At 64.8% G+C, this 13,621-nt stretch carries 14 protein-coding genes; 10 read left to right on the forward strand and 4 right to left on the reverse strand.

Annotation, left to right across the window (positions count from 1 at the left end; all coding sequences use genetic code 11):
- Nucleotides 1-18 precede the first annotated feature (18 nt).
- The 8 genes from Q0X18_RS03985 to Q0X18_RS04020 all read left to right on the forward strand — a co-directional run bounded on the left by Q0X18_RS03985 (nucleotide 19) and on the right by Q0X18_RS04020 (nucleotide 6,380).
- Nucleotides 19-405 (forward strand): GntR family transcriptional regulator, encoded by a 387-nt coding sequence (locus tag Q0X18_RS03985; RefSeq protein WP_297558862.1) that lies wholly within the window; start codon nucleotides 19-21, stop codon nucleotides 403-405.
- Nucleotides 405-1,085, forward strand: coding sequence for an ABC transporter ATP-binding protein (locus Q0X18_RS03990; protein WP_297558865.1), 681 nt, complete (start codon nucleotides 405-407; stop codon nucleotides 1,083-1,085). Before Q0X18_RS03985 ends, Q0X18_RS03990 begins: the two co-directional genes overlap by 1 nt.
- 85 nt (nucleotides 1,086-1,170) lie before the next feature.
- Nucleotides 1,171-1,926: a hypothetical protein gene (locus Q0X18_RS03995; RefSeq protein WP_297558868.1), complete on the forward strand. Its 756-nt coding sequence runs from the start codon at nucleotides 1,171-1,173 to the stop codon at nucleotides 1,924-1,926.
- Between the two features lies 1 nt (nucleotide 1,927).
- Nucleotides 1,928-2,446, forward strand: coding sequence for a hypothetical protein (locus Q0X18_RS04000; protein WP_297558871.1), 519 nt, complete (start codon nucleotides 1,928-1,930; stop codon nucleotides 2,444-2,446).
- A 59-nt stretch (nucleotides 2,447-2,505) separates the two neighbouring features.
- Entirely contained in the window at nucleotides 2,506-3,120 is a 615-nt protein-coding gene (locus Q0X18_RS04005) for a YIP1 family protein (RefSeq protein ID WP_297558874.1), read from the forward strand.
- Nucleotides 3,121-3,144: 24 nt separating this feature from the next.
- Nucleotides 3,145-4,374 carry an efflux RND transporter periplasmic adaptor subunit gene (locus Q0X18_RS04010; RefSeq protein ID WP_297558879.1) on the forward strand — a complete coding sequence of 410 codons (1,230 nt, stop codon included), beginning with the start codon at nucleotides 3,145-3,147 and terminating at the stop codon, nucleotides 4,372-4,374.
- A 27-nt stretch (nucleotides 4,375-4,401) separates the two neighbouring features.
- The gene (locus Q0X18_RS04015; protein WP_297562972.1) at nucleotides 4,402-5,118 is read left to right on the forward strand and encodes an ABC transporter ATP-binding protein; all 717 of its coding nucleotides are present in this window, start codon (nucleotides 4,402-4,404) and stop codon (nucleotides 5,116-5,118) included.
- Entirely contained in the window at nucleotides 5,115-6,380 is a 1,266-nt protein-coding gene (locus tag Q0X18_RS04020; RefSeq protein WP_297558881.1) for an ABC transporter permease, read from the forward strand. Before Q0X18_RS04015 ends, Q0X18_RS04020 begins: the two co-directional genes overlap by 4 nt.
- A 48-nt stretch (nucleotides 6,381-6,428) precedes the next feature.
- Here Q0X18_RS04020 and Q0X18_RS04025 read toward each other — a convergent pair whose 3' ends face one another.
- On the reverse strand, nucleotides 6,429-6,887 hold the full coding sequence (locus Q0X18_RS04025; RefSeq protein ID WP_297558884.1) for a hypothetical protein: 459 nt from the start codon (nucleotides 6,885-6,887) through the stop codon (nucleotides 6,429-6,431).
- Nucleotides 6,888-6,983: 96 nt separating this feature from the next.
- Here Q0X18_RS04025 and Q0X18_RS04030 point away from each other — a divergent pair, with 96 nt between their 5' ends.
- Nucleotides 6,984-8,003 (forward strand): pectin acetylesterase-family hydrolase, encoded by a 1,020-nt coding sequence (locus Q0X18_RS04030; protein ID WP_297558887.1) that lies wholly within the window; start codon nucleotides 6,984-6,986, stop codon nucleotides 8,001-8,003.
- A gap of 27 nt (nucleotides 8,004-8,030) precedes the next feature.
- Here the strand turns inward: Q0X18_RS04030 and Q0X18_RS04035 are convergent, their stop codons facing one another.
- The 3 genes from Q0X18_RS04035 to Q0X18_RS04045 are packed head-to-tail and all read right to left on the reverse strand — an operon-like array spanning nucleotide 8,031 to nucleotide 12,575.
- Nucleotides 8,031-8,846 carry a hypothetical protein gene (locus tag Q0X18_RS04035; protein ID WP_297558889.1) on the reverse strand — a complete coding sequence of 272 codons (816 nt, stop codon included), beginning with the start codon at nucleotides 8,844-8,846 and terminating at the stop codon, nucleotides 8,031-8,033.
- A 22-nt stretch (nucleotides 8,847-8,868) separates the two neighbouring features.
- Nucleotides 8,869-11,232, reverse strand: a complete 2,364-nt coding sequence (locus Q0X18_RS04040; protein WP_297558892.1) for a penicillin acylase family protein — start codon at nucleotides 11,230-11,232, stop codon at nucleotides 8,869-8,871.
- Nucleotides 11,233-11,234: 2 nt separating this feature from the next.
- Nucleotides 11,235-12,575 (reverse strand): CaiB/BaiF CoA-transferase family protein, encoded by a 1,341-nt coding sequence (locus Q0X18_RS04045; RefSeq protein WP_297558895.1) that lies wholly within the window; start codon nucleotides 12,573-12,575, stop codon nucleotides 11,235-11,237.
- 39 nt (nucleotides 12,576-12,614) lie between these two features.
- Between Q0X18_RS04045 and galE the strand changes: the two genes are divergently transcribed.
- Nucleotides 12,615-13,619 carry a UDP-glucose 4-epimerase GalE gene (galE, locus tag Q0X18_RS04050; RefSeq protein WP_297558897.1) on the forward strand — a complete coding sequence of 335 codons (1,005 nt, stop codon included), beginning with the start codon at nucleotides 12,615-12,617 and terminating at the stop codon, nucleotides 13,617-13,619.
- Nucleotides 13,620-13,621: the final 2 nt, after the last annotated feature.

The following is a 13,621-nucleotide window of genomic DNA, read 5'->3' on the forward strand; positions in this document are numbered from 1 at the left end:
AGCTAGTGCACTAAGGAGGTGGCTCGATTGTGGGACTTGGACGTGGAAGCAGGGCCGATTTATGCGCAGATCGTACGGGGGGTGGAGCGGATGCTGGCCAATGGGCAGTTGAAACCAGGGGATAAGCTGCCCTCAGCGCGGGAGCTGGCGGCGGCCTTGAAGGTCAACCCCAACACGGTGATGCACGCCTACGGCCAGCTCGAGATGGCCCAGATCGCCGAGACCCGGCGGGGCCTGGGTACTTTTGTGCGGGAGGATGTAAACGTGGAGGGTATCCGGCTTCGCATTCTGCACGAGGCCGCCCAGCGCTTCTGGTTGGAGGTACAGAGCCTGGGACTCAGTCTCGAGGAGGCCCTCAAAGCCCTTAGAAGCCTGGGCCCCAACAGCGGCGGGGAGGTGCAGTGATGCTGGCCCGACTAATTGGCGTGACCAAGCGCTATGGCAAAACCGAGGGGGTGCACGACCTGAGCCTCGAGCTCTACCCAGGGCAGGCGGTGGGGCTTTTGGGCCTGAACGGCTCGGGCAAGACCACCACCCTCAAGCTCCTGGCCGGGATGCTTTTTCCCACCCAGGGCCGGGTGGAGGTGCTGGGAAAAACCCCACGCGAGAACCGGGGCCAGATTGCTTATCTCTCCGATGCCGACAACCTGTACGCCTGGATGACCCCGGACGATGCCGAACGTTTTATGCGGGGGCTGTACCCCGACTTCAACCCCAGGCGCTACCGCGAACTGCTGGCCTTCCTGGAGGTGCCGCAGCGCAGCTACCGTGCGATGTCGCGGGGGCAGCGGGCCCGTCTGCGGCTGGCGATGGTGCTGGCCCGCGACGCCCGGCTGTTTCTGCTCGATGAACCGCTCTCGGGCATAGACGTGATCTCGCGCGACCGCATCCTCAAAAGCCTGGTGCTGGAGTGGCGGGAGGAGGCCTGCTTGGTGCTCTCGACCCACGAGGTGAGCGAGGCCGAGGGAATTTTTGAACGGGTGCTGCTCTTGAAGGAGGGCCGCCTGGCCCTGGATGCCAAGGCCGAGGATTTGCGGGCCAGGGGACAGAGCGTGAAGGACGCCTTTATCGAGGTTTTGGCTTGATTGGAACGGAGAGGCGGATGGCAGGAGAGTATCCACTGAAGCCCTGCACGCTGCAATCGTTGATCTGGCTAGGAGGTAGATCTTAATGAACACGTTTTTGACTTTGCTCTGGCTCGAGTTTCGCAAGTTTAGCGGTTTCGGACTTGCGCTTTTGGTGGTGGGGGTGCTCTGGTTTTTTGTGGCCCGGCAGTTCTTCGAGTGGAACGGGAGCAACCTCGAGTCTGCCGCTGCTGTACTTGGCATAACCTTTTTGAGCGCATTTGTGGCTAGCATGGCTTTTCTGGTAGCCCTCGCCCAGGATTTCGCACGCGAGTACCGCGCTGGGCGCTGGGCACTGCTGCTGGGCTCACCCCAGCCGGGCTGGCTGCACTTGGCGGTCAAAGCGCTGTTTGGCCTGATAGTGTTGACCCTCTTCAACGGGGGAATGTGGCTGGTGCAAGCTTTCTGGCTTGGCCAAGCTGGGGTCAACCTGCCCTTCAGCTTGGGGGCTAGTATGTGGCTCTATTTGCTGGGGGGGCTGGCGCTGGTAATCCCGGCGCTTTTCACGGGTCTTTGGATTGCGGCCTACATCCCCGGCAAGGCCACTACCCTGGCTTTCTTCATCGGCGCGATTGGACTGGGGCAAGTACTGGAGTGGAATGCGCGGCTCTTTGGTAACTGGTTTTACCAACTCCTGCCGCCCTGGAAACTGCCCGCGCCCAGTATTGAGCAGAACCCTATGGTTCGTTTGCAGTTGGAACGCTTTCCTGGCCTGCCCACCGAGGGCTTCGTGCTTTTGGCGGTGCTAACAGTGCTGTTCTTTTTGGCTGCCAGCCGCTTGTGGCAGGAAGTGGAGGCTTGAGATGCCCAATGCGCATTTTGGAACTGTCGAGGTCATCGTGTTTGGGGTGGTGTTTGCCTGGCTGGCCTACGCGGGCTACCGCCTGTGGACGGCCACCTTCAGCCCGACGGCCCGCTGGGTGGGTGTTGCGTTTGTGGCCCTGGCAGCTTTAGGGCTGGCCCAGGATCTGTTCGATCTCAATCGGCAGTCGGTTAATGCCGGGGTGGTGGTGGCCGATGCTGGTGTGGTGAGTGGGGTAGTGGTGGTGAGCGGTGGCGGGGTCTGTATCCAGTGTGACCGTCGCCTGGACGGTGGCAGATACCGCTTGCGCGGTGGCTGGGTTGCGGGGGAGTATACCCTGCGACCGCAGGGGACTCAGCCCTATGCCATCGGGTACGAGAGTGGCGTGGCGCGCCTCGAGGACACCCCTTTGAAGCCTGGCTGCACCACGGGTTTTATATCCGAAGAAGCCCGGCTGGAATTCGCCGGTGCCAGCGAGGTGGTGCTCGAGGTGGGCCCCGGGGCTAGCTGTGTAAACTGAGCTGTAGCGCAATCTACCCGATGACGCAGGCACAGACTTAGACCATGAGGTGAGGAAAGATGCTGGATGTACTGCTGCAACCTACCAACTTTTTTCGAGCCCTGGCCGAGCGCAAACCCAACCTGGTAGCCCCCTTTTTCATCGTGATTGCGGCCACCGCAGCGGCTTCGCTGGGGCAGGTGTTGCTGGTTCGATTATTGCCCGGCCTGCTGCCTGGGGGCTGGGTGGTGCAGATGGTGCTGGCCCTGGTGGGCGGGGTGGTGGTCGGCATGATCCTCTGGGGACTGGGCGGGCTCATCATTCGCCTGCTGGCCGGGCCGGATAGCCGGGCCTGGGAGGTGTATGGCTGGGCCAACGTCCCGGCCTTGCTGGTGGGGCTGGTGCTGATCCCCTTTGGGGCTTTGTTTCCAGTAACCGCCGATCTGCCCCCGGTGCCGCCCATGACCGATGTCGAGGCGGTGCGGGCCTGGCAGCGGGAGTACCAGCAGGTGGTGGGCTCTGCATTGGGAACCCGTGTGCTGCAAGGATTGGGGCTTCTGGCTTCCGTCTGGTCGTTCTGGATTATCTGGTCGGGCCTGCGGGTGCTGGCCCCGGCTCGAGCCCTCTGGGCCACGCTGGCAGTGGCTGCGGTTTCGTTGGCTTTTTCGTTGTGGGGTATCCTGGCTCAGGGTTAAGGGCTGCAACTGGAGGCAATAAGCATGAAACGTTGGTTCTGGGCTCTTTTGGTAGCCCTGTCGCTGGGTTTGACCCTGCTGGGCCTGCTGCGCCCGAGGGCCGAGCAGGGCCTTTCCGTCAACGTGGTGCGGGTGGAGCGGGGCGAGTTTATTCGGGAAGTACGGGCCAGTGGCACAGTAGAGGCGCGGGTCTATACCCTGACCTTCTCGCGGCCGGGGCGGGTAGCCGAGGTGCGGGTGAAGGAAGGGCAGGCGGTGCAGGCCGGTCAGGTGCTGGCGGTGCTCGAGACCGTCAACGAAACCGCACAGCTTCAGGCCGCCCGCGAGAGCCTGCAAGCCCTGCAGGCGCGGGCCCAGGCCCAGGAGACCGAGTTTGCCAGCAACCGCACCCGCTTGCAAAACCAGCTCCAGGAGGCCCGGCGCAACCTAGGCCTGTTGAAAGCCCTGCTGGCCGTGGGCGGGGTGGCTGCCAACGAGGTGCGCCAGGCCGAGCGCCAGGTCAGCGACCTCGAGGCCCAGCTGGCCAGCCTGCTGCAAAACCGTATCAGCACCCAGCGTGAGCTGCAGGCCCAGCTTCAGGCCCGGCAGAACGAGCTTGCAGCCCTGGAGCGAACCATCGCCCAGTCCACGCTGCGGGCCCCGGTGGCGGGGGTGGTCTCGAGCGTGGGCTTCCTGGTGGGCGTCGAGACCACCGCGCCCAGCGGCAGTGGAACCTCGCTCAACACCCCGGCCATCCGCCTGGTGGAGGCCGGGAGCCTGCGCGTACAGGCCCGCTTATCCGAGGCGGAGATTCCCTTGGTGCGCCCCGGCCAGCCGGTGCGGATCGAACTCGACGCTGCCCCGGAGCAGCCCTTGCAGGGCAAGGTGGATCGCCTGGGGGTACAGGCCGAGGTGGCCGGTGGCGGAGGGAGTGCGGTGTTGCCGGTGTTCATACGGTTTTTAGACCCGCAGGCCGAGGCGGTGGCCCGGCCCGGCCTGACCGCTACCGCCAACATCACCACCCTGCGCCTGCCCAGCGCGCTCAAGATTCCCCTCGAGGCCCTGGTCGAGGAAGAAGGCAGGCGCTTTGTCTGGGTAGTGGATACCCAGAGCCGCACAGTGCGCAAACAGCCCATCGTGCTCAAGGCCCGCAACCTGACCCAGGCCGCGGTGGAGGGGCTGGCCGAGGACAGCCTGCTGGTCTCGCTGCCGCCTGAAACCCTCAAGGAAGGTAGCAAGGTCAGCTACCGCCTGCCCGAGGCCGAGGAGCGCTGATGCCAGGCGGCAGGAGCGAGGATGGATATGGTTGCTTCCCAGCGTGAAGAAGTACCGGTGGTGGAGATGCGGGGTGTGACCAAGGTCTACCGCTCGGGCTCGAGCACCCGCACGGTGGAAGTGCGCGCGCTTGCAGGCGTCGACCTAACTATCTACCCCGGCGAGTACGTGGCCCTGATGGGGCCTTCGGGCTCGGGCAAGTCGACCCTGATGCACATCATCGGCCTGCTCGACACGCCCACCGAGGGCGAGTACCGCCTGGGGGGCGAGCCGGTGCGCGGTCTGGGCGAGGCCCAGCTGGCCCGCATCCGCAACCAGCGGGTGGGGTTTGTGTTCCAGGCGTTTTTTCTGCTGCCGCGCCTGACCGCGCTGCACAACGTGGCCCTGCCCCTGGTCTACCGGGGACTGCCGGCGTCGGAGCGGCTTAGGCGGGCCCGGGAGGCGCTCGAGGCGGTGGGTCTGGGCGACCGTCTCGACCACCTACCCTCCGAGCTTTCGGGGGGGCAGAAGCAGCGGGTGGCTATCGCGCGGGCCCTGGTGCAGGAGCCCGACTTGTTGCTGGCCGACGAGCCTACCGGCAACCTCGACTCCAGGTCTTCCGACGAGATACTGGCCCTGTTCGACATGCTGCACCGCCAGGGCAAAACCATTGTGGTGGTGACCCACGAGCCCGATGTGGGGGCCCGGGCCCAGCGCATCGTGCGGCTGCGCGATGGCCGGGTGGCCGATGGAGGCACGGTATGAATCCCGCCAAGGATGCCCCCCTCAGCTCAACGCGCGGAGGCCAGTCCGGTATGAACCCGCTCGAGAACTTCCGCATGGCCTTTGAGTCGCTGTGGGGCAACAAGCTGCGCAGTTTTCTGGCCTTGCTGGGCATTGTAATTGGGGTGTTCGCCGTCACGGCCATGATTTCTCTGGGCCAGATGGCCACGGCAGGCATCACCCAGGACCTCGAGGCCATCGCCGGTCGTTCGATTTTCGTACAGCCCAACTTCAACGAGGGACAGGACTTCAGCACGGCGCCTATCCGCGAGGAAGATATCCTGGCTTTGCAAACCCTACCCGCCGCAGTTATTCCGCAGCTTTTCACCAGCGCACAGTACGAGGTTCGGCCCGGCACGCGGCGCTCCATCCAGCTCCAGGGCACGCCCGGCGACCTGCCCCGGCTCGACCCCACCAACAAGCTGGCTAAAGGACGCTACTTCAGCGAGGCCGAAGCGCGGGGAGGGCTGGCGGTGGCGGTGCTATCCGACCGGGCGGCCCGCGATTTGTTTCCTGGCCGCGAGGCGGTGGGCCAGGTGGCCCGGCTGTACTACCCCGGTGGGGCCCGCCTCGAGCTCACCGTGGTGGGGGTCTTGCAGCCACCAGGGGGGCTGTTTGGGGGGCTGGGGGCGGCGGCGACCGTTTACGTCCCCAACGAGCTAATCTGGAACACCTCGCCCACCGCCCGCAAGGGCCAGTACGATTTTGTGGTGCTCTCCCTCAAAAAAGGGGCCGATGCCAGGCAGGTCACCCGCCAGGTGCAGCGCATCTTCGAGAGCCGCTACGGCAAGGGCAAGTACCAGATCGCCTCCACCGAGAGCTTTCAGGACACCCTGCGCTCCATCACCCTAATTTTGCAGGCGCTGCTAGGGGCCATTGCCGGGCTTTCGCTCCTGGTGGGTGGTATTGGCATCATGAACATCATGCTGGTAAGCGTAACCGAGCGTACCCGCGAGATTGGCCTGCGCAAAGCCCTGGGCGCGACCTCGAGCCAGATCCGCCAGCAGTTTCTAATAGAAGCGGTGGTGCTCACGCTGGTGGGGGGTCTGCTGGGCGTGGTGCTGGCAGCGGGGCTGCTGCTGATGATCACCGCGACCGTGCCGTTCTTCAAAGTTTTCATCCTCAACCCGGCTACGGTGCTGCTGGCCCTGGCGGTGAGCGCCTTGGTGGGCCTGTTCTTTGGGGTATGGCCGGCGGCGCGGGCGGCGGCCCTCGACCCCATCGAGGCCCTGCGCTATGAATGAGAAAACCAGGGATTGGGAATCCCTGGTTATTGGGTTGGGTGTTTGGGTTTAGCGGAAGTAGAGCCGCGGCCCGAACTCCACGTCGAGGCCAAACTGGCTGCTGCCACCGGCAAAATAAAGTGCGGGCTTCAGCTCAACAAGAAAGTTGAAATTGCCGCTTACGGGGAGCTCGAGGCCGGCCGCGCCGGAGAGAACAAACACGGTAGTGCCCCCAGCTTGCAGGCCCAGCCCACCTCCAAAGTAGAAGTCCAGCCCAGGGTTGCGCAGGAAGTAGAGTGCATCTGCACCGATGCCAAAAGCAGTACCCCCGCTGCTGGTTTGTAGCCCAAACCCGCCGCGCAGGGCCAGCGGGCCTAGTGCGTTCTCAGCGCCCATACGGGCAGAAACGCTCAGGCCGAAGTTAGGTACCAGCGCCATATTTCCGCTGGCAACTTCACCAAACAGGCGTCCCTGGGCAAACGCCCCACCCAAGACCATGGCTACGAACAAGACAAGGAGTTTTTTCATCTTTTTCACCTCCGGGCGGCCCAGTAAAAAAGCCGCCCCGGTAGAGTCTAAAGCATTTAGGTCAAATTGCGATTAAGCTTATACCAAGGAGGCAGTATGCAACGTTGGTTGACGGCGTTGGTTGTGGTTTTGGGGTTTGCTCTGGCCCAGGCTCCGGCAGGCTGGCAGGAAATTCGCCCGGGGGGTGCAGCGGTTTGCTCGGATGGTTCCCCCTGGCGTTTTTATGTCTCCCCGGGGGCCACCGACAAGGTGGTCGTCAATTTTCAGGGGGGTGGGGCCTGCTGGGATGCTGCTAGCTGCAACCCCCAGTCCCGCCTCTACACCACCCGCCTGCAACTTCAGGACTTGCAGGCCGGTCAGGGTATTTTCAACCGCAGTAACCCCGAAAACCCTTTCCGCGACTGGACGCACGTGTTCGTGCCCTACTGCACCGCCGACCTGCACTGGGGCAACAACACAGCCCGTTACGGCGATCTGACCATTCAGCATAAAGGGGCTGTCAACGCCCGCCAGGCGGTGCTCTGGGTCTTCAACAACATCCCTAATCCACAGAACGTGTTTGTTACCGGTTGCAGCGCGGGCGGCTATGGCTCGATTATGTGGGCCCCCTACTTCATGCGCCGTTACCCCAATGCGCAGGTAACACAGCTGGGGGATGCCGCCCTGGGGGTGGCCCCGGCCGCGTTCTTCCCGGTAGCCTCGAGGGCCTGGGGTATCCAGGGTGCGCTTCCAGGCTGGATTGGGGGCCTCGAGCCCGACCGTTTGGGCTCGAACGACCTATACCAAATTTTTGCCAAGGCCTTCCCCAACCGCAGCTTTGCTCAGTACAGCACCCTGGCCGACGAGGTGCAGATATTCTTCTACAGCCTGATTGTGGGCCAGCCACGCCCCACCCCTGAAATTGCCCAGCAATGGGTGCAGGGCGCCCTGGCGAACCTGGCTTCCATCAAACAAGCGGCCCCCAACTTCTACAGCTACCTGGCCCCGGGCAACCAGCACTGCATTATCGGGCGGCCCGAGTTCTACAGCACCCGGGTGGGGGATGTGCGCTTTGTGGACTGGGTGCGCAAGCTGGTATCGGACGGTAAACCCGGCGACGTGGCCCCATCCAGATAAACCGGCGAAACCCAGCCGGACTCATGCTCAGGAGGGGTCGCCCACCCCCTCCCATCCCAGCGCCTTGGTTATTTCCTCAGAGCCAGGCCTCTTTTGAGGAGCAAAGCTGGCAAACCAGTCGCGTAGGTGGGGCTCGAGGCCCACCAGCAGTTTGTGCACCGTCGATTTTCTGAGGGGTGCGGCTTGCAGCAGACCCTGCAGCAAGGCATCGCCCCTTTCCTCCACCAGCCGCGCGGCCTCGGTGGTGAACTGCCCCTGGAACCAGAGCTGGTCGGAAAGCCGCTTGGGTTTGGTCTCGTAGCTGCCCAGGCTGGGCTCACTGGGTGTGAGCTGGGCCAGTAGCAAGCCCCACTGCTTGGCTTTGGGGTAGAGTTCCGGCAAGGCCAGGTGGAGCGCAAGAAGATAGAGGTAGTTAGCCAGAAACTCGTCCACCCAGCGAACCCGGGTGCGCAGCTTCCAGGCCACGGCCACGGCGTGGGCATACTCGTGGCCCAGGTTGAGGTCGAGGAAATCACCCGGCTGGCCCGGCGGTCTGCCGGCTCGCTGGATGGCCGGAACCAGGGCTTCGCGCAGCCGCCAGATCAGGCGCTCGGGGTAGCGGGCCGGTAAAAACAGGTACAGCCCTTCACGCAGGCTGGTGCGCTGGAAGGGGAAGCCGTAGGGGTGTTTGACCCGGGCGGCCCAGTCGGCCTCGTCCAGCACCATCAGGTGTACGGGTGGTATCGGGGCGTAGCGCGCCAGGCCTTTGCGTAAGTCCAGCAGGTAGCTTTGCATGGCCCTGGCCCGCAGAACCGAGCCTTCGGAGGCCTGGATGGGGATGTAGGGGTGCGGGAGGGACTGCACACCCCGATTGTACGGGAGGGGCCTACGGCCTCAGCTCGAGCGTCCAGGTAGGCCCCCAGTCGGCCGGGCGGGTGCTGAGGGGGATGTACTGCTTATCGCGCCAGAGCCAGAGCAGGTTGTCGAAATGCGGGCTAAACACATCAGCAGACTGGCCCATGGGGTAGACGATGCGGCTGTTGTCGGGGTCGGAAAGGTCGAAGAGGGTGCGCAGGCTGGCCCCCGAGGTGTGCTGGAAGGTGTCCTGGTTGTAGTTTGCTACGTTCACGGTGTGCATCGAGCCGGGGGTGGGAATGGTGCGGTTGAACAGGCCGCCGATAAGCGGCGTGGAGGCCAGGGGGGAGGGAAGGCTGGCCTGGTGCAGCCGGCCCCACTGCCAGCCGGAGGGGTCGGGGCCCAGGCGGCGCTCGAGCTCGGCGCCGGCTTTCTCCAGGGCCTGGGCCATAAACTGGGCGCAGTTCCGGATGCCCGCGCTGGCATTCTGGCACCAGCGGCCATCCTCGCGCAGGGTTTTGACAAAGGTATAGGGCACCGGCGGGTAGCGCAGGCCCAGCTCATCCTCCAGCATCCGGGAGATCTCACGGTAGTAGAAGGCGAAGGCCGTGGCCCCCACCGAGTCCAGTTCGGCCCGCAAGTCCCAGTTGCGCACCGCGTTTTGCAGACGTCGGGCTGACTCGCTTTGGGGCTGTAGGGCCAGCAAGCCCGGTAGCAGCTCACGGGCAATGATGGAGTAGGTATCCCCCTGCCAGCGGGCCATGTCCTCGAGGCTGGCCCTGGGCGTAGCCAGAATCAGCTCGCGGATACGCTGGGCCCGGAACACCTCGGTGGTGTAGCTGGAGATGTCCGGCCCCCCGTGCGGCAGCACGCGGTTGTTGGCGCTCGAGACAAACCCCTCCCTGGGATTGACCACCTGGGGTAGCCGCTCAAAAGGCAGGTAGCCCTTCCACTGCTGCCCGGTGCTGGCGCTGGCCGGGAAGCGCCCGTCCCAGTCGCGTATGGGAACCCAGCCCGGTGCGAAATAGCCGATGTTGCCCTCCACATCGGCATACACAAAGTTCTGCATGGGGGCCACGTAGCGCCTCAGGGCCTGGCGGAACTCCTCGGCGTTTTGGGCGCGGTTCATGCCCAGGTAGGCGTCCAGGGTGGTGTCCTGCGGGTCGAGGCCCGTCCAGCGCACCGAAACGGCCTGCTTTTCCGTAGCGATGGCGGCGCCCGCCGTGAGGCCGGGCCGCAGGAAGGCCGGCCCCAGGTCGGAGATCACCGGGCCGTACTCGCTTTCCCGCACGGTGATGGTCACCGGGTCGGCCCCCCGCACCCGGATGGTCTCCTGCCGAACCCGTAGCGGAACCAGGCCCAGCGGGGTGCGGTACGACTCTCCTTCCAAATCCAGCACAAACAGATCCATCACGTCGGGCCGCACGTTGGTGGCCCCCCAGGCCACCCGGTCGTTGCGTCCCAGAAACACCCCCGGCACGCCCGGAATGGTGGCTCCAATAGCGTTGTAGGTGGGGCCGCGCAGGTCGGCGATGTACCACAGCGCAGGGTTTTGCAGCCGCAGGTGGGGGTCGTTGGCCAGCATTGGCTTGCCGGTGGTGGTGCGCGCACCGCTCAGCACCCAGTTGTTGGAGCCCTGGTCGGGGTTTTGGGGGGCAATGCTGAGCTGCCTGGATAGCGCGGCCACCTGCTCGAGCCGCTCCAGGAGGCCAGGGGAGAGTGCGGCTGGCTGGTATACCCGGCGGCTCTGGGCGGGCTCGTCCAGGCTGCGGAGGTCTTCGGGCTGAAGAATGGTGGGCCAGCCCTGCGGATAGGGCCCGCGCAGGTCGTTAAAGCCCTCGAGGCCCACCTTATTCAGGATGAAGGTGTTGTCTATCTCGTCCTGCCAGACCTGCCCCAGATCGTAGGACTGCAGCTTGCCCCAGGCCAGGGTGTCGGCGGGTGTCCAGGGCTCGGGGGTAAAACCCAGCAGGGCAAAGGGCAGGGGCAGGCTGCCCTCGCGGATGAACTGATTGACCCCGGCGGCGTAGGCCTCGAGGGCCCGGCGGGTGAACTCGGTGTGGTTGGGAAGGGAAGCCAAAGCGGCCCGGTAGAAGCCCCAGGTGCGGAAGAAGCGATCCTGCTCGATGGCCCCGCTGCCCAGAATTTCGGCTAGCCGCCCCTGCGCGGCCCGGCGGCCCAGCTCCATCTGAAAAAGCCGGTCGCGCGCGTGCACGTAGCCCTGTGCAAAAAACACGTCCATATCGCTGGCCTGAGCCCGGATGTGCGGAACCCCCCAGCGGTCGAAGGTAATGCGCACCGGCCCCACAAGCCCCTGCACCTGCTGTACCTGATTAACCGGCACGCAGGAAGCCAGCACCAGCAAACCCATAAGCCACAAAAGCCGCCTGTGCATAGTTACTCCTCAGTATATGGAATCGCTGCGGTGTGGGCCGGGCCTGTCGAACGCCCCCGGTGGGTCTTGACCACCCCGGCGGCTTCCAGCTCGCTTATCTCCTCCAAAGAAAGGCCCAGGGCTGCGTGCAGCACCTCCTGGGTGTGCTCCCCCAGCAGCGGGGGGTGTGAACGAATCTGGGCTGGGGTGCGCGAGAAGTGGGCCAGTGGGGAGCCCAGCAGCGGAACCGTCCCCAGCCAGGGGTGCTGCACCTGCTGGCGCATACCCCGGGCCTGGGCCTGGGGCTCGGCCAGTGCCTCGGCCAGATTGTTCACCGGCGTGACCGGAACCCCGGCCTGGGTGAAGCGCTCGAGCCACTCCTTACGCGGACGGGCCCGTAGGATGGCCTCGAGCCTCGGCAAAAGCTCGGCGCGGTGGGTGACCCGGCCCGCGTTGGTCTGAAAGCGCGGGTCATCCCACAGCTCCGGGTGCCCGGTGGCCTCACAAACCCGCCGGTACTGCTCGTCGTTGCCAATGGTCAGCATGAACCAGCCGTCCGCCGCTTCAAAGGCCCCATAGGGGACAATCTGGGGGTGGGCGTTGCCCAGCCGTTCGGGCAGTTGGCCGGTTAGCAGGTAGCTCTGGGCCAGGTTGACCATGGCCGAAAGCCCCACATCAAACAGCGCCAGGTCAATGTGCTGCCCCAGCCCGCTCTTCGCCCGCTCCTGCAAGGCGGCCAGCACCGCCACGGCCCCATGCAGCCCGGTCATCAGGTCTATCCAGGCCACCGGTACGCGCATGGGCGGGCCCTCCGGCGCCCCCGTGACCGACATAATGCCGCACAGGCCCTGCACCGCCACATCGTAGCCCGGTTCCTGGGCGCGGGGGCCGGTCTGGCCGTAGCCGGTGATGGACAGGTAGATCAGCCGTGGGTTCAGCCTGAACAGGGTGGCATAGTCCAGACCGTAGCGGGCCAGGTCGCCGGTTTTGTAGTTTTCCACCAGCACATCGGCCTGCCGGGCCAGTTCCTGCACCATCTGCTGGCCCCTGGGGTCTTTGAGGTTGACCACCACGCTCTTTTTGCCCCGGTTGCAGGAGAGGTAATACGCGCTCTCCCCCTCCGGCCCCAGTTCCCAGCCCGGTTGCTCATCGGGCCCGGCCCGGTTTCCCTCATCCCCCGCCGGGGGGGAAGGGGGTGGCTGTCGTTTTGACAGGAAGGGGGGCCCCCAGCTACGGGTGTCGTCGCCCTTGGGGGGTTCGATCTTCCAGACCTCCGCCCCCAGGTCGGCCAGCATCTGGGTGCAGAAGGGGCCGGCCAGAATCCGGGAAAGGTCGAGTACCTTGAGACCATCCAGCGCGCCCATGCTCGAGATACTAAAGCTTTTATGGGTAGAATCGGCGGCATGAAGGTTCTGATTACAGGCGGAGCAGGGTATATCGGCAGCACCATCGCCAACGCACTCCTCGACACCGGCCATACCCCGGTGCTCCTGGACTCGCTGGTAACCGGGCCCCGGGTCTTTACCGAGGGCAAAATTTTCTACGAGGGCGACATCGCCGACCGGGCCCTGCTGGAGCGCATTTTCCAGGAGCACCCCGATATTCACAGCACCATCCACTGCGCCGCGCGGATTGTGGTGCCGGAGTCGGTGGAGCAGCCCTACCTCTACTACCGCGAAAACGTCTGCAAGAGCCTCGAGCTCTTCAAAAACCTGGAAGAACTCGGCTACCCTCGAGTGGTGTTCAGCTCCTCGGCCTCCATCTACGACGCGGTGCCGGGGTTCAAGGTCACCGAGACCTCGCCGCTCAAGCCCAGTTCCCCCTATGCCCGCACCAAGTACATGATGGAGATGGTGCTGGAAGACCTGTCCAAAGCCACCCGTCTGCGCGGCATTGCCCTGCGCTACTTCAACCCCATCGGGGCCGACCCCAAGCTGCGCTCGGGCATCCACGTGCGCGAACCCAGCCACGTGCTGGGCAAGATGGTAGATGTGGCCCTGGGTAAGCTACCCGAGTTCACCATCACCGGCGTAAACTGGCCCACCCGCGACGGCTCGGGCATCCGCGACTACATCCACGTCTGGGATCTGGCCATGGCCCACGTCAAAGCGGTGGAGCAGTTCGACCAGGTCATCGAAAAAGTGGGCAGCCCCTACGTGGTCATCAACCTGGGCACCGGCCACGGTGTCACCGTCAAGGAGCTGGTGGCCGCCTTCGAGCGGGTCTACGGGCGGCCCATCCCCAAGCGCGAGGCCCCACCCCGCCCCGGCGATGTGGCCGGGGCCTACGCCAACGCCGACCGGGCCCTGGAGCTTCTGGGCTGGAAGGCCGAACACTCGATTGACGAGGGCATCGCCAGCGCCCTGGCCTGGGGCCAGAAACGCAAAGAAATTCTGGGATACGCCTAGCC

The organism is Meiothermus sp. (assembly GCF_026004075.1).
GTDB lineage: Bacteria > Deinococcota > Deinococci > Deinococcales > Thermaceae > Meiothermus.